Genomic DNA, 21060 nt, shown 5'->3' on the forward strand with positions numbered 1-21060 from the left:
CATCAGCTCCATCAGCTCCATCAGCTCCATCAGCTCCATCAGCTCCATCAGCTCCATCAGCTCCATCAGCTCCATCAGCTCCATCACCGCCGTTGCCGCCGTTGCCGCCGTTGCCGCCGTTACCGCCGTTACCGCCGTTACCGCCGTTACCGCCGTTACCACCGTTACCACCGTTGCTTCCCAGTACGGAGACTGGTTGGTTGTTACTAAGTGTTGAGCAGTCATCCCCTGTTGGGCATGGGGATTGCGCCCACAGCGAAGCACTTTGCAGGCAAGCAAGTAGTATCAGGCTCGAATAAAGTGGGGAAGTTGAGTTCATGATATCGACCTTGTTAGATGAAGAAGCGTTGGCATAAGGATTTCTTAACAAACTCAGACATCCAAGTGGTAGGTAGATTCGTCTGGTTGGGCGGCTGGTAACTGGCGATATATCAGTCCAATTTCGCTGACAACCCAGAGCGAAAGCAGGGCCAGCAGGCTGAGCAGGGGAAGCAGAGAGTGGCTCTGGGTCAGGGCATAGACCGCAATGGCGGCACCGGTCAAAAGCAGGGTTCGGATCATGAGGTGGCTCCTTGTCGTCATGGGGGTGTTGCGTGGCCACGGACAGAGCGCCTGGGGTCGGGAGTTGTTCCCGGGTGGCACGAAGCGCGCTGAGTATATTGCGTCATGCCGCTGCCGATCCGTGGTGTCATCACACTTTCCATAGTCATGGGTTTCGTATCGAGTTGAGCCCCGCTAGGTGCGGGGCCAGTAATGGTTTGACGGTCAGAAGAAACCGCCGTTGTTATCGTCACTGTCGGCCCAGCCGCCACTCAGGTTATCGTCATCGAGAAAATTGCTGCCAGCATCGGGAGGTGAATCCCAGCCGTCCCAGCGCACCGGTTCCGCATCGACCGGATTGGCGATGGGCGCTGGCTCTGTGATGTCGATGATCTCCTCAGGCCGGTTGTTGTGAAACAGTCCGCCGATCATATCGGCCAGCATCACGCCACCGGCCACACCGGCGGCGGTTTGCAGGGCGCCGCCCAAAAAGGAGCTGGTACGGAATGCTGGCTGGGCAGGCGCGGATGCCGGTGGCGGCGTAAAGCGCGGAGGCGGGCTGCTTTCGCTACCAAACAGGCCGGAGAGAAAACTGCCACCACTTGGGGCGCTCTGGCTGGCTTCCAGCTCCTTGACCCGCTCGTTGAGGCGAGTAAGGGCAGCCTGCTGAAGCAGCAGCGCCTGGGTCATGTAGTAGGGGGCATCGGGCTGCTGGGCCAGATGCTGGCGGATCAGCTGATCCGCTTGTTGGTCTCGCTTGCTATCCCTGGCTTGCGCTTGCTTGAGGCGGTCGAACAGTCCATCGATCAGACCCTGTTCCTGTGATTGCATCTCAAATCCTCGCTATGGTGCGCAGACAGTGCGTTTAGCCATCCTAAAACCCGCGGGGCATCAGTGGTATCTGATTAACTCATCAATGACCGAGGGGCTACCCGCGCTTGTCAGCGGCAGGCCGATAGTAGTCGAGATACCAGCGGACAAACTCGGCAACCCCCTGCTTGAGGGGCGTAGCGGGGCGCAGGCCGGTGAGGGTGTGCAGCGGCTCGCTGTCGGCCCAGGTGGCGTGCATGTCGCCTGCCTGCATCGGCTGCATCCGCTTGATGGCGGGCTTGCCGATGGAATCCTCCAGCGCCTCGATAAAATCGAGCAGCCGCACCGGCTGGCCGTTGCCGATATTGAGGATGCGGTAGGGAGCGGCGCTCTCGGCCGCGCTCTGCTCGCTGGCGTGCCAATCGGAATTGGGGCGGGGCGGCTGGTCGGCCACGGCGAGGATCCCCGCGACGATATCGTCTATGTAGGTGAAGTCGCGGCTGAGATCGCCGTTGTTATAGACGTCGATAGGCTCTCCCGCGAGGATGGCGCGGGTGAACTTGATGATGGCCATGTCGGGCCGCCCCCAGGGGCCGTAGACGGTAAAGAAGCGCAGCCCTGTGGTGGGCAGGTCATAGAGCGCCGAGTAGGCGTGGGCCATCAGCTCGCCGCTCTTCTTGGTGGCGGCGTAGAGGGAGACTGGGTGATCCACCTGCTGCGCGGTGGAGTAGGGCATCTGATCCCCCATGCCATAGACCGAGCTGGAGGAGGCGTAGAGCAGATGCTGAATCCCGTGGTGACGACACCCCTCCAGCACCGTCAGCATGCCGGTGAGGTTACTGTCGGCATAGGCGAACGGATTGTCGATGGAGTAACGCACTCCCGCCTGTGCCCCCAGATGGATCACCCGCTCGAAACCGTGACGGGCAAAGAGAGCCGCCATCGCCTCGCGATCCGCCAGATCCAGCCGCTCGAAGTGAAAATGGGGGAAACTGGCCAGCTGAGCCAGCCGCGCCTCTTTCAGACTCACCTCGTAGTAGTCGCTGAGGTTGTCGATCCCCACCACCTGATGGCCTGCGGCGCACAGCTGGCTGGCCACGTGAAAGCCGATAAAACCGGCGACGCCGGTGACCAGATAGATCATGGTTGAGTCTCCGGGTTGCAACTGGTGTTGGCAGGCGGCTTTTTGGCGGGAAGATGTGGCCGCCCGATGGCGTGATAGTCAAACCCGATCTCGCTGAGCTGGCGCGGATCATAGAGGTTGCGGCCATCGATGATGACGGGCTGGTTGAGCAGCGCTTTCAGCTGCTGGAAATCGGGGGCGCGAAACGCCTGCCACTCGGTACAGATCAGCAGGGCATCGGCCCCTTCCAGTGCGGCCTCCTTAGTGGGGCTGAGCTGCAGATCCGGCCGCTCGCCGTAAAGCTCATGGGCGCGCTCCATCGCCTTGGGATCAAAGGCCTGCACCCGGCCACCGGCAGCCCAGATGGCGGCCAGCAGCGGGCGGCTCGGCGCATCGCGCATGTCGTCGGTGCCGGGTTTGAACGCCAGCCCCCACAGGGCGAAGGTGTGACCGCGCAGATCCGGCCCGAAGCGGGTCAGCAGGGTTTGCGCCATCTTCTGTTGCTGGCGCTGGTTGACCTGCTCTACCGCCGCCAGCAGCGGGGCATCGCAGCCGACACTCGCCGCAGTATGACGCAACGACTTGATATCTTTGGGGAAGCAGGAGCCGCCGTAGCCGCAGCCCGGGTAGATAAAGTGGTAACCGATGCGGGGATCTGCCCCCATCCCCTGGCGCACCGCCTCGATATCGGCCCCCAGCTGCTCGGCGAGGGCTGCCATCTCGTTCATAAAGGAGATCTTGGTGGCCAGCATGGCGTTGGCGGCGTACTTGGTGAGCTCGGCGCTACGCAGATCCATCACCACGATCCGGTCGTGATTGCGGTTGAAGGGGGCGTAGAGGGCACGCAACTGTTCAAGCGCCCGCTCGCTGTCACAGCCGATGATGATGCGGTCCGGCCGCATGCAGTCGTTGACCGCCGCTCCCTCCTTGAGAAACTCGGGGTTGGCCGCCACCTCGCAGGTGAGGGTCAGCCCACGTTCGGCCAGCTGTAGTTCAATGTGTTCTCTTACTTGCTGCGCCGTGCCGACCGGTACTGTGCTCTTGGTCACCACCAGCTTGGGGCGGCTCATCAATCGGCCTATGGTGTCGGCCACCGCCAGCACATGTTGCAGATCGGCCGAGCCATCCTCGTCAGCCGGGGTACCCACGGCGATCAGCAGCAGGTCGGCGTGTGCCACGGCAATGGTGGGATCGACCGTGAAGCTCAGGCGGCCGCTGGCCAGATGGCTCTCGACCAACGGGGCCAGCCCTGGCTCGTAGAAGGGGATCTGCCCAAGCCTGAGGGCGGCGATCCGTTCATCATCCACATCCACGCAGCAGACCTGATGGCCCACCTCGGCCAGAACGGCTGCCTGCACCAGCCCGACATAGCCTGTGCCAAAAATGGTGACCTTCATGAAAAGTGCCTCGTGCTGTGAATGGAGTGATGGCGCGCTTAAACCGCGGCATGCTGCATCTTGGTGCAGCGGGTGTCAATGCCAGATGACAGGCACCAGAATGGGGCGTTCAGCCTGCCTGTTGTGATCCTTTTCACAAAAAATAGACTGGACCCCATAACGAAGCCCTGTGGACAGGGCTCGCAGCCCGCCCGCAACGGCAGGCGACAGACACTCTCTCTTTACTTCGCTTGGATACAGGTTATGGACAACACCTCGATTCGCACTGCTCATCCTATTTATGAGGATGTGCTGGCCCTGCTGACTGCGGCCGGCTTTGTTTCCCTCGGCATCTTTCTGTTTCATCAGGTTGGTCTGCTCACCGGCGGCACCGCCGGGCTGGCACTGCTGCTGCAAAAGGTGACCGGCATCAGCTTCGGCCTGCTGTTTTTCGGCATCAATCTGCCCTTTTATGCGCTGGCATGGCTGCGGATGGGGCCACGTTTTACCTTCAACACCTTCGTCTCGGTGGCGGCGGTCTCCTACATGACCGATCACCTCAACGGGGTGTTGCAGATCGGCAAGATAGAGCCCCTCTATGCGGCGCTGATCGGCGGTACCCTGATCGGCATGGGGCTGCTCATCATGTTTCGCCACAAGTCGAGTCTGGGGGGCTTCAACATTCTGGCGCTCTTTATTCAGGATCGCTTTGGTATCCGGGCGGGCAAGCTGCAGATGGGGCTCGATTGCGCCATTGTTGTTGCCTCGTTTTTCGTGGTGCAGCCCTGGATCCTGGCGCTCTCCATCGTGGCGGCGGTTATCTGTAATCTGGTGTTGACACTCAACCACAAGCCGGGCCGCTACCAGATTGCCTGACGAGCAGCGGCCGTGACGCGATAATGCAAGAGTGACCCGATAGCACGAGGCGGCCTGATGGCCGCCTCGTCTGTTTCTACCCTGGTGTTTGTTCGCTGCACCTAGCTCGCCTGCTCCAGCCTGCTGTCGCCGCTTATAGCGTTGCCGCTGATGGCGTGACTACCGACGGCGAGCGGGGTGTGACAGGCCACCTGATGATGGGACTCATCACACGCCTCAAGCCTTGGCGCCTTGCTTTTGCACAGCTCGGTCGCATGGGGGCAGCGCTGGTGGAAGTGGCAGCCGCTTGGCGGCGAGATGGGGGAGGGCACATCGCCGGTCAGCAGAATGCGCTGGCTGCGCCTGCGCGGGTCTGGTACCGGAATGGCAGAGATCAGCGCCTGGGTATATGGGTGGCGCGGCGCCAGATAGAGCGACTGGGCATCCGCCAGCTCGACGATCCGTCCCAGATACATCACCGCAATCCGATCCGAGATGTGTTTGACCACCGACAGATCGTGGGCGATGAAGATGATGGAGAGGTTCATCTCCCGTTGCAGGCTGAGCAGCAGGTTGACGATCTGCGACTGCACCGAGACATCGAGGGCCGAGACTGCCTCGTCGCACACCAGCAGCTTGGGCTTGAGGGCGATGGCGCGGGCGATGCCGATCCGCTGGCGCTGACCGCCGGAAAACTCGTGGGGGTAGCGATCCACCGCACTGCCCGGCAGGCCCACTTTTGCCAGCAGCTCCTGTACCCAGCCGCGCCGCTGCTCAGTGTTGCCTTTACCGTGGATGATAAAGGGCTCCTCCAGGATCTGGCCCACGGTGTGGCGGCTGTTGAGGGATTCTGCAGGGTCCTGAAACACCATCTGCATCTCCTGACGCAGGGAGCGCATCTCCTTCGGGCTGAGGGCGGTGATGTCGCGCCCCTCGAAGGTGATGGTGCCTGCGGTCGGCTCGAACAGCTTGAGCAGGCTGCGCCCGAGGGTGGACTTGCCGCAGCCCGACTCACCCACCAGCCCCAGCGTCTCCCCCTGTTTCAGGTCGAAGCTGATGCCATCCACCGCGTGAACCGTATATTGCTTGCGCAGGAACCCGCCTCCCAGCCGGAAGTGCTGTTTCAGATCCCTGACCGATAACAGAGTGCTCATACGGTCAACTCCTTCCAGTAGTGACAGGCGACATGTGAATGAGGGGGATTGAGCCGCGCCATGGGCACAGTAGCCTGCTTACCCCGGAATAGCGGTCGCACATTTATGACCCATGGAAGCGCGTTCATACGGTCAACTCCTTCCAGTAGTGACAGGCGACATGGTGGCGCGGATTGAGTTGCTCCACCGCCGGAATGGCGCTGATGCAGAGATCGGTCGCATGGGGGCAGCGGTTGGAGAAGCGGCAGCCAGCGGGCATCTCGTGCAGGGCTGGCACCTGTCCCTTGATGGTCTTGAGCAGGCTCTTGGGCTCATCCTCGAGCCGCGGGATCGAGCTCATCAAGCCGTGGGTATAGGGGTGACGGGGATGGTCAAACAGTTCGAACACATCGGCCTGCTCTACCGCCCGCCCGGCATACATCACCACCACTTCGTCACACAGCTCTGCAACCACCCCCAGATCGTGGGTGATAAAGATGATGGCCATCCCGGTCTGGGCCTGCAGCTCTTTCATCAGTTCGAGGATCTGGGCCTGAATGGTGACATCCAGCGCCGTGGTCGGTTCGTCGCAGATAAGCAGGTCTGGCTCGCAGGAGAGCGCCATGGCGATCATCACCCGCTGGCGCATACCGCCGGAGAGGTTGTGAGGGTAAACGGCAAAGCGCTGGGCCGGTTCCGGGATCCCCACCTTCTGCAGCATGGCGATGGCCGCGGCTTTGCGCTGGGCCTTGTCATACTCGGGGCGATGGAGGCGAAACACCTCCATCAGCTGCTCCCCCACCGTCTGCACCGGGTTGAGGGCTGTCATCGGCTCCTGAAAGATCATCGAGATGCGGTTGCCGCGCACCTTGTACATCTGATCCGGCGCAAGCGACAGCAGCTCCTCCCCCTGAAAGCGGATGGAACCGGCCACCACCTGACCGTGGGGCTTGGGCAAGAGCCCCATGATGGCGAGTGAAGTGACACTCTTGCCACAGCCGGACTCGCCAACGATCCCCAGCGTCTGACCCGGGGCCACCTTGAAGCTAACCCCGTCGAGCACCTTGATCTTGCCGTCATCGACGGCGAACTCCACCTCGAGATCGCGTACTTCGAGGATTGGGGCCTGGTGCTGGCCGTTATCAGCGGCGAACTCCACCCCGTTATCCGGTACGTCAAGAATGGGGGCCTGGGTGTTGGGCATAACGGCTGCTCCCTTCGCAATGGCCTGAATATCAATGACGTGCATAGGTCTTGTCGAGCAGGTTGATGGGCGCCAGCGCCTCCCCTGCCTCCTTGGCGTTGCGGGTCTCTTCCTTCACCTTGGGATCGAGCCAGATCAGACCGCCACTACTGTGAGGATAACCATCCATCGGCCAGTAGAGCAGATCCGGTGTGTTCTTGGTGGCAGGCACCTCCGGCAGCATCACATAACGCCAGCTGCTGGCCCGTACATAGTTGAGCTGCACCCCGGGCACGAAGATGGCGAGATCATAGATGCGCTGCTGGATCTGCTGGGAGAGCTTGGCCCGCTTGGCCATGTCGAATTCGACGTTGTAGGCGTCGATCAGCGCGTCGAGCTCCTTGTCCGCTACGTTGAACAGGTTGTTGGTCTGCGGTTTGTTGGCGTTGGCGGAGTGGAAAAACTCCCAATATTGCGGATAGAGACCGCCGCCGCCCCAACCGAGCCAAGCCGCTTCGTGTTTCTTCTCCAGCATCACCTTGAAGCCGGTGGCGCCATCCACCAGATTGAGCTCCAGATCCAGACCCGCTTTCTTGGCCTCTTCTTTCAGCACGGTCAGTCGCTTGGAGTGCTCCTGACTGGTGTAGGTGAGCGCCAGCGTCAGCCGCTCACCCTTCTCATTTTGCAGGATGCCGTCAGGCCCCGGCTTGTTGTAGCCGCCCTTGGCAAAGTACTCCCGCGCCTTGCCAATGTCATAAGCCCGCTCCGGCAGCGTGATGTCAGTGAACTCGCCAAAGCCCGAGTCGAAGGTGGTGGCTCTGTCATAGTCGCCGCGCAGCACGGTCTCGATCATCTTGTCGATGTTGAAGGCGTGCTGGATGCCGAGGCGCACGTTTACGTCCGCCAGCTTGGGGTTGGCCACATTGAGGTGAACCCCCTGACCGCCCTGTTTGGTATCGGTCATGGCCATTACTTTCTGCACGTAGCCTTTTTTGTACTCCGGGGTGACCGCTTTTTCATGCCACCAGTTGGGCAGGATCATCTCGAAGGTATCGATCTCCCCTTTCAGGAAGTGGCGGAAGGCGATGTTGTGGTCGCGGATCACCTGAACCTTGATGGTGTCGATGTTGAATCTGTGCTGGTTGTAGCGATCGTCTTTTGCCCACCAATCCTTCTGCTTGCTGAAGGTGACCGACTTGCCCTTCTTGACGTCGCTGATCACGTAGGGACCTGTGGTGGGCACCACGGCCCAGTTGTACTGCTTCACCCAGTTGGGGGTCAGCTTGTAGTAGTGCTTGGGCTGGGGCCACAGCTCGGTGGTGTTGAGCAGGTCCATCTTGGCCTTGCGGTTGCCCGCTTTGACCATAATGGTGTGATCATCGATCTTCTCTACCGCTACCACTTCAGTGGTGTAGTAGTTGTTGAACCAGGGCCCCTTGATGTGTTTGGAGCGCATCATCTCGTAGCCGAAGGTGTAGTCGTCAGCATTGACCGGCTTGCCATCCGACCATTTGGCGCGGGGATCCAGCTTGAAGTAGACGGTCTGGCTGTCTGGCGCTATGGCCCAGTGGGTCGCGAGCGAGGGGATGGGGTTGCCGGTATTGGGGTGGAAGCTGATGAGTCGCAACTGGTTATCGAGAATAAAGGAGCGGAACGATCCGTTGGAGTCAGGCCCCACGGTGCGAAACGTCAGCGGAAAGCTCTCCACAAACATATTGAGGCTGCCGCCCGACAGGGCCTTGGGGGAGGCGAACACAGGATCCGTGTCGTTGGTCTCCCATTTGAGATCCGCGGGCAGGCTGGCCGCCCAGACCCAGGATCCGTTTACCAGCACAAAGAGAGCACCTATCCATTTGATTTTATTTTTCATGTTTGACTTCCAGGTCTGGCCCCTGCACTGGGGGTCTTGATTGATAACGGGATTATCCCTTGCTCCCGGGACCGCCGATGGCGGCGGCCCGTCCTTTATTAATCACTGTTCGTTACCCGGCGCCTGCCGATGCGCTGGCATCGGCTGGCTTATTGGTAACGGGTAAATTTGCGCGGATCGAACGCCTCGCGGATCGCCTCACCAATAAAGGAGACCATGATTAGCACCAGACTCACCGCCGCCACCACCGAGCTGACGATCCAGATGGCATCCAGATTGTTGATGCCCTGGGAGAGCAGTTCCCCCCAGCTTGGGGTCGGCGGTGCCAGCCCGAAGCCCAGATAGTCGAGTGCCGTCAGGGTGGAGATATTGCCCACCACGGCGAACGGCGCCAGGGTGACGATCATCATCAGGGTGTTGGGCAGGATGTGGTTGAAGATGATCCGCCCGGTGGTCGCCCCTTGCGCCCGCGCCGCCATCACATAGTCCCGCGCCCGCTCCTTGTAGGTTAGGGTACGCATATACCAAGTGATCCCCATCCAGCCGAACAGCACGTTGATGGCGACAAACAGGCCGAAGTTGGGCTTGGCAAGCGACACCAGGATCATGATGACGTAGAGAAAGGGCACTTGGGACCAGATCTCGATAAAGCGTTGCAGAATGAGGTCAAAGCGGCCGCCGAGAAAGCCCATCAGACAGCCGATTGTGACCCCGATGGCGTAACTGGCCGCCAGCGCGATAAAGGCAAAGCCGATGGCGATGCGAAAGCCGTAAACCAGCCGTGCCAGCACGTCGCGGCCGCTGGTGTCGGTGCCGAGGAAGTGGCGCTCAGCCGCGCTGGGGGCGTAGGGCGGGTAGGCATCCTCCTTGAAGTCCTGCTCGTAGGGGTTCCAGGGTACCGGCGGCAGCAGCACCCAGTCGCCCTGGCCCTCTGCGGCAAACTTGGCTTTGAGCTGGCGGTAGTTGGTTTCGTACTCGTAATCGAGCCCGAACTGCTGACCGGGGATCACATCGCCATAGGTGGGGAAATGCAGCTGGCCCTGATAGCTCACCATCAGTGCCCGGCTGTTGACCAGCAGCTCCGCCAGCAGGGAGAGCAGCACCAGGGTGGTGAAGATGATGAAGGAGTAGTAACCGCGCTTGATCGACTTGAAGCGCTTGAGTTTTTTCAAGGTAACCGGATTGAGCTTCATGGTCAGTCTCCAAACCGCACGCGGGGATCAACAAGGGCAACGCAGATATCGGAGACGATATTACCTATCAGCATCAGCATGGAGGTGATGGCCAGAATGCCCATGACGGTGGGGTAGTCCCGCTCGACGATAGCCTCGTAACCGAGCAGGCCGATGCCGTCGATGTTGAAGATGGTCTCGATGAGGAAGGAGCCGCCAAAGAAAACGGTGAGCACAGACCCCAGGTGACTGGCGATGGGGATCAGGCTGTTGCGCATGGCATGGTCGGTGACCGCCTTGCGAAACGGTAACCCCTTGGCCACCGCAGTACGCACATAATCGGCCGACAGGTTCTCCATCAGGCTGTTTTTCATAGTCATGGTGAGGATGGCGAAATCACCGATGGCGTAGGCGATAAGCGGCAGCAGGGCGTGGGCAAAGACAGTGCGGATCTGATCCCAGCTGCTCTCCATGTATTCAAAGTCATCCCCCGGAAAACCGCCCATCGGCAGCCACTCCAGATGGAAGGCGAAGACGGTGATGAGGAAGATCCCCACCACGTAGGCGGGCAGGGCATAGGCCATGTAGATGAGCATGGAGCTCAACGAATCGAAGCGGCTGTTGTGCCTGAGCGCCTTCGCCACCCCCAGCGGAATGGAGACCGCATAGCTCAGCAGAAAGGTCGCCAGTCCGAAGAAGGCGGTAACGGGGAGCCGCTCCTTGATGAGATCCCACACCGGCTCGTAGTAGCGGGTCGATTCGCCCAGGTCCAGCACCGCCAGCTTCTGCAGCCACTCCCAGTAGGCGACCAGCATGGGCTTGTCGAGGCCATAGAAGGCCTTGAGCTCCTCGATCTGTTCATCGGAGAGGGCCTGCGCCCCCTTGCTGCCACTGGAGCGGCCAGATTCATTCTGGGAAACCTGGGCTTGCAGCAGCATGCGTTCGACCGGACCGCCCGGCACGAAACGGGTGATGGTGAAGACGAGCAGGGTGATACCGAGAAACGTCGGGATGATCAAAAGCATCCGGCGTAGGAAATACGACAGCATGGTGGAACCTCGTCCTTGTTGTTCTTTTTTGCGGCCAGTCAAATCCGGTGACGGGCCTGTCCTTCCTGGCATTACGCGCTGGATTGGTTGCCAAACAGCAGACAATCCGCTTGGCCACTGTAAAAGCTCTGCAACAAAAATCAAGTACAAGGAAATGGAAAACTGGCACAAATGACCCGCTGAGACCAAAAGCATCGAAAAATGACGTTTTTTATCTGAAAAGTGAAAATCAAAACAAAACGCTACTACTCAACATTATTTTAAAAAATATAAACAGCTGTTTGTTTGAGTTTTTAATGTTTTTAAGTTGTTGATTGGTAATGTTTTTGTTTGAGTTGTGAAATTGAAGGAAAACGATGTCATCTCGACAACTTTATCTGTTATCCCCATGAGGACGGTCAGGTGTAACCCTCATGAAGTTAGTGTTTTATTCTTATTAATGCCGATAAATCAAAATAAGATATAAAAGGACAGCACGTTAACTAATAAGTTCATCAAATTTTAATTCAGCGCCATTTACGCCATTTAACAATACCTTTACATTGCGCGAGTTGTTTTTGGCAGAATTATTCACTAATTATGCCGGTCAAAATTAATACACTCCGCTTATTCTACGCCTGACCTCGCCATACCCCTGCTCCATTGACGTCGCTAGTCAAAGATTGATAAGCCTTACACATCGCTCCAAAGAGGGCGGTATCAGGAAGCAAACAATAAACAACCAGGAAGGATATAAGCGATGCTTAGGAAGAGCAGAATCTCTGCTGCGATTGCGTTCGCCTTGGCGAGCCTTGCGGCGGCCCCATCCGTATCTGCCGAAGAAGGGCAGAACGTCGAAAAACTGCAGAAAATCAAAGTCACTGGCTCCCGTATCTCCCGTGTTGATGTTGAGGGGGCGACTCCGGTTGTCTCTGTCAGCAAAGCCCAAATTGAACAGTCTGGTCAGCAGACTGTGGCCGATTATCTGAAACAGGCCTCCTACAACTCCTTTGGTGGTTTCTCCCCATCCTCCGGTAGTTCCGCCCAATCACAAGCCACAGTAGGGCTGCGTGGTCTTGGTGAAGATCGCACGCTGGTGCTGCTTAATGGCAAGCGTATCGCCGGTTCTCCCTCCATGGGCGGCACTGCCATCAACCTCAACACCATCCCCATGGCGGCGGTTGAGCGGGTGGAAGTGAACCTGGATGGTGGCTCCGCCCTGTATGGCTCTGATGCCATCGGCGGCGTTATCAACGTGATCCTCAAAGAGGGTTTCGAAGGGCTGACTTTCCAGGGACGTATTGGTTCACCGACCGAAGAGGGTGGTGACGAGCAGAGTGGTTCCATCGTTAGCGGCATCTCGGGTGAGAAAGGCTCCCTGATGATGGTCTACGAGCACGATGTGAAAGACGAGATCTATTACAAGGATCGCGACTATCTGGCGAAAGAGGGGGCTACTGCTCCGAGTCTCTATGGCCGCAATATCAAGGGAGTGGATGCCACTACCGGCAAGACGGTTACCCGTACCCTGAATGGGGTTGACTGTGAAGGTACCGGCACCGGTTTCGTCACCAAGGGCACGGCTTGCCGCTTCGACTTTGCTCAAGTCGCTGCCAAGACTGCCTCTCGTACCCGCGACACCGTCTACCTCAACGGTCGCTACCATATCAACGACAATGTGGATTTCGTGCCACAGATGATTGGTTCTCGCGTCACCAGTTTTGGCCGCTTCGCGCCAGCTGCCGGTGCCTTCACCGTGGATGGTTCCACCCCTGAAAGCGCAGCAGTTCTGTCTGCCAACAACTTCAGCACCGCCAAGGCTGCGACCGTTTACTACCGCTTTAACAACGTTGGTCCCCGTGACAACGATGTGACTGACTTGACCGGTACCCTGAACCTGGGTTTTGAAGGGGTGGTGCCGACCGAAGCAGTAGGCGATCTGGAATGGAATGCTGGTTACATGTATTCCAAAACAGATAACCAGAGCACCGGCAATGGTTATGTCTTGGCACCCGCTGTGGAAACGCAGGTCAATACCGGCAAGTTTGTTAATGGCAGCTTCTCTGATGCGGCGACCAAGGATCTCTCCTATACCACCAGCCGCAATTCCAAGATGGACTTCTTCCAGTGGTACGGCGGTGTAGGTTGGGATATGGGCGAACTGCCCGCTGGCCCGGTCAGCTGGTATCTTGGGGCCGAGTATAACGATTGGGTTTACTCCGATACCTATGACAGCCAGTCCGAAGCGGGTAACGTACTGGGTTCATCCGGTAACTCCGGTGGTGGTGTGCGCGATGTGTTTGCCACCTATATCGAGAGTCTGATCCCCATCACCGAGCAGATCGAGCTGAACCTGGCGGGTCGTTACGACAAGTACAGCGACTTTGGCAGCGCCTTCTCGCCCAAAGCGAGTTTGCGTTATCAACCGCTCGACCAGCTGATGTTCCGTACCTCCTGGTCCCAGTCTTTCCGCGCGCCGGGTCTGAACGATCTCTATGCGGCGGATGCCCAGTCAGCGGACTTTGCCAAGGACTATGTCTACTGCCAGGCCAATGGCATTGCCAACTGTTCCGAAGCGCAGTACGAGACAACACGTCAATCCAACAAGAACCTGAAGGAAGAGACGGCTGACACCTTTACCATCGGTGCTGCTTACAACCCGCTGGACAACCTGAACCTGTCGCTCGATTACTACTACATCAAGATTGATGACGTGATCCAGCTGGCTACCACCCAGACCCAGTTCTATCAGGAGCTCAATACCGGCAGCAACCCGAACGTCATCCGTGATGCCAACGGCGATGTCGAGAAGGTCTATGCCGGCATGGTCAACCTGGGGCAGCTCAAGACCAGTGGTATCGACTTCAAGGCGGACTACAAGTACGACTTCAACTCTTTCACCCTGCGTTACGACTTTGGCAGCAGCTACATCCTGAAATATGAGGAAGGTCTGTTTGCTGGTGGCCCAATGGTCGACAAGAAGGGCTGGAATGGCAAACCCGACTTCCGCTTCAACTCCGGGATCGGTGCCAACTTCCCGCAGCTGTGGAATCTGGATACCTACCTGAGCACCAACTATATCGACTCCCAGAGTCAGGACTATGTGGATGACAAGGAAGAGGGCCATATCGCTTCCAACACCATCTGGAACCTGAACGTGGCGGTTGATACCAGCTGGAATGCCAAGATCCAGACCGGTGTGAAGAACATGTTCAACCGCGGGCCTTCCCTGTCCAACGATGGTTTCACTTACGATGAATACCTCTACGGCATCGACGGTCGCGTCTACTACATCGACTACACCCAGAAGTTCTAATCAACCCTGTTGATATACAACCTCAGCCGGCCCGGTCGGGCCGGCTGTGCCCAACGTCCAAGGAAGTTACGGAGATAGGGTAATCCTATGAAGACAAGGACCATTACAATGAAGAAAGCGCTCCTTGGCAGCCTGGTTTCGGCCGCCTTGTTGACCAGCTTCAATCTGAGTGCCGCCACTGCCGGTCAGGCCGTGGACGCTCAAGCCGCCACCGACAACGCATCCAAAGTTTCCCAGCAGAAGATCGACAGCTATGCCGAATCTGCCGAATCCGCATTGGCCCAGTACAAGGCCGCCCTGCGTCAGGTCGACAGTCTGCGCACCTACAACGAGCAGGTGAGCAAGATGGTCGAGTCTCAGAGTGCCGAGCTGGCGTCGATGCAAAAGCAGATCGCCCAGATCGACCAGACCAGCACCGAAGTGGTGCCCCTGATGCTCAAGATGATCGACTCCCTCGAGCAGTTTGTGGCGCTGGATCTGCCGTTCCAGAAGGTCGAGCGCGAGGACCGCGTGGCGGCCCTGACCGACCTGATGAACCGGGCCGATGTCACCATCTCCGAGAAGTACCGCAAGATCCTGGAGGCTTACCAGATCGAGGAGGGCTTCAGTCGCACCATCGAGGCCTACAAGGCGAGCCTGGACAAGGATGGCAGCGAGAAGACCTACGAGTTCCTGCGCGTTGGTCGCATCGCGCTGCTCTATCAATCCCCGGATGGCAATGAGACCGGGATGTGGAACAAGAAGACTCGCCAGTGGGAAGAGTTGCCCCAGGAGTATCGCAGTGCGGTTGAACAGGGCCTTCGCATCGCCAAGAAACAGGCGCCTCCCGCGCTGATCAAGCTGCCGGTTCAAACTGCGGAGAAAGCATCATGAAAGGAATCAAACTTGCGATTGCCTCCCTGATTGCGGGAGCAACCCTGGTCACCCTGCCGGTGACCGCCGCCGAAAAACCGGTGGATCTCAATGCGCTGCTGAATCAGGTCAAGGCCTCCAGCCTGAGCGAATCCCAACTCAACAAGGAGCGGGAAGCCCGCTTCCTGGCTGACAAGAACGAGCAGGGGGCGCTGCTGGCCAAGGCCAAGGCCGAGCTGGCTGCCGAAACCGCCAAGGGCGAGCAGCTCAAGGCGACCTTTGATGCCAACGACAAGCAGCTGACCGAACTGACCGAAACCCTGCGCCAGCGTTCCGGCAACATGGGCGAGATGTTCGGCGTACTGCGTCAGTTCGCTGGTGAGTTCAAGGGGATCTTCAACGCCTCCGCCCGTCGGGTCGAACATCCGGAGCAATCCGCCCTGTTGACCCGTCTGGCCGAGAGTAAAGAGCTCCCCTCCAGCGACGATCTGGAAGCGTTCTGGACCACTACCCTCAGTCGCATGGTGGACGGTGGCAAGGTGAGCCAGATCCCGGCGACCGTGGTTTACGGCGAGGGCAACCAGGCCGAGAAGACCGTCACCCAGATCGGCGAGTTCAACACTGTCTCCGAAGGCAAGTACCTCACCTTCGTGCCGGAGACCGGCAAGTTCGAGCAACTCTCCCGTCAACCGGAGAAGAGCGTGCTGGCTCCCATCGCCGAGTTTGAACAGGGCGGTGACGGGGTCAAGCCCATCTTTATCGACCCGTCTCGCGGCGTGATCCTCTCCCTGTTGGTGCAGTCACCGACCCTCAAGGAGCGTATCGATCAGGGTGGTTCCGTGGGTTATGTGATCCTGGCATTGGGGGTCATCGGTACCCTGCTGGCCATCTTCTGCGGTATCCGCCTGTCGCTGATCGGCTCGTCCATGCGCAAGCAGCTGAAATCCGATCAGATCATCAAGGGCAACCCCATTGGTGACATGCTGGGGGCCTACCAGAACCATCGCGGTGACAACATCGAGGATCTGGAGTCCAAGCTCGACGAGATTATCCTGCGCAACGTGCCCAAGTTCGAGAAGGGCATCAGCCTCATCAAGCTGATCGCCTCCGTCGCGCCGCTGCTGGGCCTGCTCGGTACCGTAGTGGGGATGATTGCCACCTTCCAGGCCATCACCCTGTTCGGTACCGGCGATCCCAAGCTGATGGCGGGCGGTATCTCCGAGGCGCTGGTGACCACCATGCAGGGTCTGGTCGTCGCGGTGCCCATGCTGTTCCTCTACACCATTGTGCAAACCCAGAGCCGTCGTCTGATCCAAGTGCTGGAAGAGCAGAGCGCCGGTTTCGTCGCCCGTTATCAGGAACGTCTGCACGCCTCCAAAGCCGCAGCGTAAGGAGTCACCCATGTGGTTCTGGTTGATTGAAGAAGTCGAGTCGGTCCGCCGGTTTTTGGGATTGGGGGGCGATGTACTGGTCGCCCTGTTCTTCCTGACCCTGATGATGTGGGCCCTGTTGCTGGAGCGCTGGTTCTACTTCATGGCGGTCTACCCCAAGCAGGTGAAGCAGACCAAGGCGACCTGGCTGGCCCGCACCGATCACCTCTCCTGGTCTGCCAAGCAGATCCGGCGCGAGCTGGTCTCACGGGTTGCCATGGCGGTGGACAAGGGGATGCCTGTCATCAAGGTGCTGATCGCCCTCTGCCCGTTGATGGGGCTGCTCGGGACCGTGGTGGGGATGGTGCAGGTGTTTGACACTTTGGCCATCACCGGCACCGGTTCGCCGCGGGCGATGGCATCGGGGATCTCCAAGGCAACGGTACCGACCATGGCGGGCATGATCGCCGCCCTTTCCGGCCTGTTTTTTGTCAACCAGCTCGATCACAAAGCCAAACTGGCGGTGCAAAAGCTGGAAGACAACCTGAAACACGGTTGATGCAGGATGCATACCCCCGGCGAGGCATGGCCTGCCGGGGGCACAGAACAAGCAAGGAGTTTCTGCTATGAGAAAACGTTACAGCGACAGCGGTGCTGACGAGGCGGCTATCGATTTGACCCCCATGCTGGACATAGTGTTCATCATGCTGATCTTCTTCATCGTCACCACCTCCTTCGTCAAGGAGTCCGGTGTCGAGATCAACCGTCCCAGTGCCAGCACGGCCGAGACGGTGAAGAAGGGCAATATCATGGTCGCGGTGCGCGAAAACGGTCAGGTCTGGGTCGACAAGCGGGTGGTCGAGGTGGGTGCGGTGCGCGCCAACATCGAGCGGCTGCGGGCCGAAAACCCGGAGAGCGCCGTGGTGATCCAGGCCGATAACGAATCCCGTTCCGGTCTGGTGGTGCAGGTCATGGATCAGATCCGCATGGCCGGTGTCCAGAACATCTCCATCGCGGCAGACAAGAGCAGCTGATGCCGGAGAGAGACCTATGAGATACCTGATATCGTTGGCGGTCTCCTGTGTGGTGGTGTTCTTTCTGTTTCTGGGAATGAACAAGCTGATCACACCGGATCACCGGGAGCTGGTGGAGAAGGATGACGTCACCATGACCGATTTCATCCGCCTCAAGCCCCAGGAGACCCTGCAAGAGAAACAGCGGGAGCTGCCCAAACCACCGCCGCCCAAGCGTCCGCCGCCGCCTCCCGAGATGGAAGTGGCCAGCACGGATCGGCCGAAGATGGAGAGCGCTCCGATGGACATGCCCAAGCTCGACATCCCGGTCAACATCGGTGGTGGCAACGCGCTGGGTGCTTACAGCACCGGCGGCGGTGGTGGCGGAGTCGGTGGCAACAACGGCGCTATTCCGCTGGCAACCTTCGAGCCCATGATGCCCCGCAAGGCCGCACTGGCGGGGCTGGCTTCCGGCAAGGTGCTGGTGGAGTTCACCGTCACCGAGCGCGGCACCGTCAGCAACGTGCGGATCGTCAAGGAAGAGCCGCGCAGCTATGACCTCGGTAAAGAGGCGCGCAAAACCATCGCCAAGTGGACGTTCAAACCGGCCATGGTGGATGGCAAGCCGCAGGCGAGCCGTATGCAGCAAGAGATCGAGTTTGCGGTCAACTAAGGAAGGTGGCGATGAACAAGTTACACAAGATGATCCTCGCCCCGGTCGCCATGGCGGTGCTGCTCAGCACCGCCAGTTGGGCCGCCGAGCAGCCGGCCCTGTCGGATCGGGCCTATCGGGCGGTCAACAAGGCGCAGGAGCTGATCACCGAGAAGAAATACGGCGAGGCCAATGCCAAGCTGCAAGATGCCCTCTCCGGCGCGGGCGAGCGGGTCTACGACAAGGGGGTCATATTGCAGACTCTCGGTTTCGTAGCTGCCCAACAGGAGAAATACGGTCAGGCGACCAAGTACTTTGCCGATGCCATCGCGACAGGCGGCCTGCCGCCACCAGTGGCCCAGCAGGTGCGCTACAACCTGGCCCAGCTCTATATGGCGGAGGGCAATTATCAGGGGTCGATCAAGACCATGAAGGAGTGGTTTGCCAACCAGGGCAAGGATGACAAGCCCAACTCCCATGCCTATATCACGCTGGCCAACGCTCACGTGCAGCTCAAGCAGTACCGTGACGCGATCCCGGCGGTGGATCAGGCGATCAAGCTCTCGGCAGGTAAAGCGCCGGAGTCCTGGTATCTGCTGAAGATGGGGGCTCACTACGAGCTGAAACAGTACAAACCGGCGACCGAGGTGCTGACCTCTCTGGTCAACATGTTCCCGGAGAAGAAGAAGTACTGGACCCAGCTGTCGGCCATGCATATGCAGGCAGGCAACGATGCCAAGGCGCTGGCGGCGCTGGAGTCGGCCTACAACCTCGGCATGTTGACCGAGGCCGCCGAGCTGCAGCGCCTCGCCAACTACCTCGCCTTCACCGGTATTCCCCATCGCGCCGCTCGGGTGATGGAGAAGGGGATGAAGGACGGGGTGATTGAGCAGAGCGCCGGCAACTACAAGACCCTGGCCAACTACTGGCATCAGGCCAAGGAGCTGGATCCGGCCATCGATACCTTGGCCAAATCCTACCAGCTGGCCCCGAGCGCCGAATTGCAGCTGAAAATGGCGCGTATGATGATCCAGAGCAAACGCTATCAGGATCTGGTGGCGCTGGCCGCCAAACCGGCAGCCAATGCCAATGGTGAACAACGTGCGGATCTCAAGTTCCTGACTGGGGTCGCCTATTTTGAGCAACAAAAGCCGAAGGAGGCCCTCAACGCCTTCACCCAGGCGGCTCAGAATGGCAACGTCAGCGGTCGGGCATCTCCGTGGATCAGCTTCCTCAAGGAGCAGAGTGGCACCGGGGAGGCAGCCGTCCAGTAATTCCAATGACAACTACCTGTAGTCCCTTTTATGGTTGCCTGGTGGCTCCATTAACCGCTCTTCGGAGCGGTTTTTTTATAGCTGAAACCGGCACCGGCGGGTGGCCGACACACGGTTTTATCCCTCTTCATGCCAATACAGAGCCTCCGTCGACATTGGTCTATCTCCCCAGATGCGACAAACGTTTTAACCACTGCTGCAACCCTGAAGCAAGGTGGTGCAGCGCTGTGGTTGACGGGGGCTCGTGTGGCTTGCTGACAGGCGGGCCGTGCCATTCATCTTTCACTCAGCTGCGACTTGCCAGTGTGGCTTTTGCCCTGTTGATAAGCGTCACATCGAAAACGGCTACTTTTAAACAAGAAAAGCAACATATGGAAGTTGAAATTTTGGCCGACTCAGGAAAGAATGCGCGCTCGGTTATTGGCGTCGTGGGGCAGGTTAACCCGCCACCGGCAGACCGAGGATGAGACGGCCCCCGGCCCATTTGGTATAGGAAACCACACAGGAATTTTATGAATCCCCTTCGCACTGCCGCTTCGGCCCTTTTATGCACATTTGCGCTGGTCAGCCAGCAGGCTGCCGCCGTCGAGTACCGTCTGCCTGCGGCCAACAGCCGCCTGATCGGTGAAAATCAGGAATATGTGGTGCCTGCGGACAACCGTCCGCTGGAGCAGATCGCTGCTGACTTCCAGCTGGGTCTGACTAACATCATGGAAGCCAACCCGGGCGTTGATCCCTATCTGCCGAAAGCGGGTAGCACCCTGATCATCCCCCACCAGCTGATCCTGCCCAACGCGCCCCGCGAAGGGATCGTCATCAACGTTGCCGAGATGCGTCTCTACTACTACCCGAAAGGGAAGAACGTGGTGGAAGTACTGCCCATCGGCATCGGTCAGCTGGGGGTAAACACCCCGGAGAACTGGATCACCAAGGTAGAGCGCAAACGCGCCAACCCGACCTGGACTCCGACCGAGAACATCCGTCGCCGCTATGCCGCCCAGGGCAAGACTCTGCCGGCAGTATGGCCAGCTGGTCCGGATAACCCCATGGGTCTGCACGCCCTCTACATTGGCAACCTCTATGCCATCCACGGCACCAACGCCACCTTCGGTATCGGTCTGCGGGTGAGCAGCGGTTGCGTGCGTCTGCGCGCTGACGACATCAAGTATCTGTTCGACAACGTGCCGGTCGGCACCCGCGTCCAGTTCGTCAACCAGCCGGTCAAGACCACGGTCGAGCCGGATGGCGGTCGCTACATGGAAGTACATGAGCCGCTGTCGCGCACCGAGGAGGAGTTCAACTCCACCGCCTCCGTGCCGCTCCCGATGACACCGGCCATCACCCGCTTCATCGCCCACGCCGAGTCTGACTCCAACGTGGTCAAGCAGGTGCTGGAACAGCGTACCGGTATGCCGACTCGCCTTAATCCCTGATTGAGCAAGTTGGCGGTGCCGCGCGCACTGGCTGAATAAAGAAAACGGCGACCATCTGGT

At 59.1% G+C, this 21060-nt stretch carries 18 protein-coding genes; 9 read left to right on the forward strand and 9 right to left on the reverse strand.

The features are described 5' to 3' along the window. Positions 1-372 precede the first annotated feature (372 nt). The 4 genes from OKC43_RS14840 to OKC43_RS14855 all read right to left on the reverse strand — a co-directional run bounded on the left by OKC43_RS14840 (position 373) and on the right by OKC43_RS14855 (position 3870). Entirely contained in the window at positions 373-561 is a 189-nt protein-coding gene (locus OKC43_RS14840) for a hypothetical protein (protein ID WP_236271670.1), read from the reverse strand. Between the two features lie 204 nt (positions 562-765). Then, a complete protein-coding gene (locus OKC43_RS14845; protein ID WP_236271671.1) occupies positions 766-1371 on the reverse strand; it encodes a DUF2076 domain-containing protein in 606 nt (201 codons plus the stop codon). 97 nt (positions 1372-1468) lie between these two features. Next, a complete protein-coding gene (locus OKC43_RS14850; protein WP_270659411.1) occupies positions 1469-2494 on the reverse strand; it encodes an NAD-dependent epimerase in 1026 nt (341 codons plus the stop codon). Further along, complete coding sequence (locus OKC43_RS14855) at positions 2491-3870, reverse strand: UDP-glucose dehydrogenase family protein (RefSeq protein ID WP_236271673.1); 1380 nt, start codon at positions 3868-3870, stop codon at positions 2491-2493. The genes OKC43_RS14850 and OKC43_RS14855 overlap by 4 nt, the downstream gene beginning before the upstream one ends. 243 nt (positions 3871-4113) lie before the next feature. On the opposite strand from OKC43_RS14855, the gene OKC43_RS14860 reads away from it, so the two are divergent. Continuing rightward, positions 4114-4725 (forward strand): YitT family protein, encoded by a 612-nt coding sequence (locus OKC43_RS14860; protein ID WP_005349421.1) that lies wholly within the window; start codon positions 4114-4116, stop codon positions 4723-4725. Between the two features lie 101 nt (positions 4726-4826). Here OKC43_RS14860 and OKC43_RS14865 read toward each other — a convergent pair whose 3' ends face one another. From OKC43_RS14865 to OKC43_RS14885, 5 genes are all read right to left on the reverse strand, one after another. Next, positions 4827-5858 carry an ABC transporter ATP-binding protein gene (locus OKC43_RS14865; protein WP_042080595.1) on the reverse strand — a complete coding sequence of 344 codons (1032 nt, stop codon included), beginning with the start codon at positions 5856-5858 and terminating at the stop codon, positions 4827-4829. A gap of 124 nt (positions 5859-5982) precedes the next feature. Beyond that, a complete protein-coding gene (locus OKC43_RS14870; protein WP_064341064.1) occupies positions 5983-7041 on the reverse strand; it encodes an ABC transporter ATP-binding protein in 1059 nt (352 codons plus the stop codon). A gap of 31 nt (positions 7042-7072) precedes the next feature. After that, positions 7073-8890, reverse strand: a complete 1818-nt coding sequence (locus OKC43_RS14875) for an extracellular solute-binding protein (RefSeq protein WP_236271674.1) — start codon at positions 8888-8890, stop codon at positions 7073-7075. 149 nt (positions 8891-9039) lie between these two features. Further along, entirely contained in the window at positions 9040-10083 is a 1044-nt protein-coding gene (locus OKC43_RS14880) for an ABC transporter permease (protein WP_013724081.1), read from the reverse strand. Between the two features lie 2 nt (positions 10084-10085). Then, positions 10086-11111 (reverse strand): ABC transporter permease subunit, encoded by a 1026-nt coding sequence (locus OKC43_RS14885; RefSeq protein ID WP_031227629.1) that lies wholly within the window; start codon positions 11109-11111, stop codon positions 10086-10088. A 739-nt stretch (positions 11112-11850) separates the two neighbouring features. Here OKC43_RS14885 and OKC43_RS14890 point away from each other — a divergent pair. From OKC43_RS14890 to OKC43_RS14925, 8 genes are all read left to right on the forward strand, one after another. Beyond that, a complete protein-coding gene (locus OKC43_RS14890; RefSeq protein ID WP_042060020.1) occupies positions 11851-14406 on the forward strand; it encodes a TonB-dependent receptor in 2556 nt (851 codons plus the stop codon). Between the two features lie 108 nt (positions 14407-14514). Then, the gene (locus tag OKC43_RS14895) at positions 14515-15279 is read left to right on the forward strand and encodes a DUF3450 domain-containing protein (RefSeq protein WP_069526538.1); all 765 of its coding nucleotides are present in this window, start codon (positions 14515-14517) and stop codon (positions 15277-15279) included. Next, on the forward strand, positions 15276-16649 hold the full coding sequence (locus OKC43_RS14900; protein WP_005338937.1) for a MotA/TolQ/ExbB proton channel family protein: 1374 nt from the start codon (positions 15276-15278) through the stop codon (positions 16647-16649). The genes OKC43_RS14895 and OKC43_RS14900 overlap by 4 nt, the downstream gene beginning before the upstream one ends. A gap of 10 nt (positions 16650-16659) precedes the next feature. Beyond that, entirely contained in the window at positions 16660-17187 is a 528-nt protein-coding gene (locus OKC43_RS14905) for a MotA/TolQ/ExbB proton channel family protein (protein WP_005338936.1), read from the forward strand. Between the two features lie 67 nt (positions 17188-17254). Further along, the gene (locus OKC43_RS14910) at positions 17255-17662 is read left to right on the forward strand and encodes an ExbD/TolR family protein (RefSeq protein ID WP_005338933.1); all 408 of its coding nucleotides are present in this window, start codon (positions 17255-17257) and stop codon (positions 17660-17662) included. 16 nt (positions 17663-17678) lie between these two features. Continuing rightward, positions 17679-18314, forward strand: a complete 636-nt coding sequence (locus OKC43_RS14915) for an energy transducer TonB (RefSeq protein WP_005343441.1) — start codon at positions 17679-17681, stop codon at positions 18312-18314. A gap of 11 nt (positions 18315-18325) precedes the next feature. Further along, positions 18326-19567 (forward strand): tetratricopeptide repeat protein, encoded by a 1242-nt coding sequence (locus OKC43_RS14920; RefSeq protein ID WP_236271675.1) that lies wholly within the window; start codon positions 18326-18328, stop codon positions 19565-19567. 512 nt (positions 19568-20079) lie between these two features. Continuing rightward, positions 20080-21000, forward strand: a complete 921-nt coding sequence (locus OKC43_RS14925; protein WP_005338927.1) for a L,D-transpeptidase family protein — start codon at positions 20080-20082, stop codon at positions 20998-21000. Positions 21001-21060 lie beyond the last annotated feature (60 nt).

This window comes from Aeromonas sp. Y289-2, from assembly GCF_027705925.1.
GTDB lineage: Bacteria > Pseudomonadota > Gammaproteobacteria > Enterobacterales > Aeromonadaceae > Aeromonas > Aeromonas veronii.

Coding starts and splice junctions, on each gene's coding strand:
- OKC43_RS14920 (WP_236271675.1), top strand. CDS start 18,326: ATGAACAAGTTACACAAGATGATCCTCGCCCCGGTCGCCATGGCGGTG.
- OKC43_RS14915 (WP_005343441.1), top strand. CDS start 17,679: ATGAGATACCTGATATCGTTGGCGGTCTCCTGTGTGGTGGTGTTCTTT.
- OKC43_RS14890 (WP_042060020.1), top strand. CDS start 11,851: ATGCTTAGGAAGAGCAGAATCTCTGCTGCGATTGCGTTCGCCTTGGCG.
- OKC43_RS14905 (WP_005338936.1), top strand. CDS start 16,660: ATGTGGTTCTGGTTGATTGAAGAAGTCGAGTCGGTCCGCCGGTTTTTG.
- OKC43_RS14885 (WP_031227629.1), bottom strand. CDS start 11,111: ATGCTGTCGTATTTCCTACGCCGGATGCTTTTGATCATCCCGACGTTT.
- OKC43_RS14855 (WP_236271673.1), bottom strand. CDS start 3,870: ATGAAGGTCACCATTTTTGGCACAGGCTATGTCGGGCTGGTGCAGGCA.
- OKC43_RS14895 (WP_069526538.1), top strand. CDS start 14,515: ATGAAGAAAGCGCTCCTTGGCAGCCTGGTTTCGGCCGCCTTGTTGACC.
- OKC43_RS14850 (WP_270659411.1), bottom strand. CDS start 2,494: ATGATCTATCTGGTCACCGGCGTCGCCGGTTTTATCGGCTTTCACGTG.
- OKC43_RS14860 (WP_005349421.1), top strand. CDS start 4,114: ATGGACAACACCTCGATTCGCACTGCTCATCCTATTTATGAGGATGTG.
- OKC43_RS14870 (WP_064341064.1), bottom strand. CDS start 7,041: ATGCCCAACACCCAGGCCCCCATTCTTGACGTACCGGATAACGGGGTG.
- OKC43_RS14845 (WP_236271671.1), bottom strand. CDS start 1,371: ATGCAATCACAGGAACAGGGTCTGATCGATGGACTGTTCGACCGCCTC.
- OKC43_RS14865 (WP_042080595.1), bottom strand. CDS start 5,858: ATGAGCACTCTGTTATCGGTCAGGGATCTGAAACAGCACTTCCGGCTG.
- OKC43_RS14880 (WP_013724081.1), bottom strand. CDS start 10,083: ATGAAGCTCAATCCGGTTACCTTGAAAAAACTCAAGCGCTTCAAGTCG.
- OKC43_RS14875 (WP_236271674.1), bottom strand. CDS start 8,890: ATGAAAAATAAAATCAAATGGATAGGTGCTCTCTTTGTGCTGGTAAAC.
- OKC43_RS14925 (WP_005338927.1), top strand. CDS start 20,080: ATGAATCCCCTTCGCACTGCCGCTTCGGCCCTTTTATGCACATTTGCG.
- OKC43_RS14900 (WP_005338937.1), top strand. CDS start 15,276: ATGAAAGGAATCAAACTTGCGATTGCCTCCCTGATTGCGGGAGCAACC.
- OKC43_RS14840 (WP_236271670.1), bottom strand. CDS start 561: ATGATCCGAACCCTGCTTTTGACCGGTGCCGCCATTGCGGTCTATGCC.
- OKC43_RS14910 (WP_005338933.1), top strand. CDS start 17,255: ATGAGAAAACGTTACAGCGACAGCGGTGCTGACGAGGCGGCTATCGAT.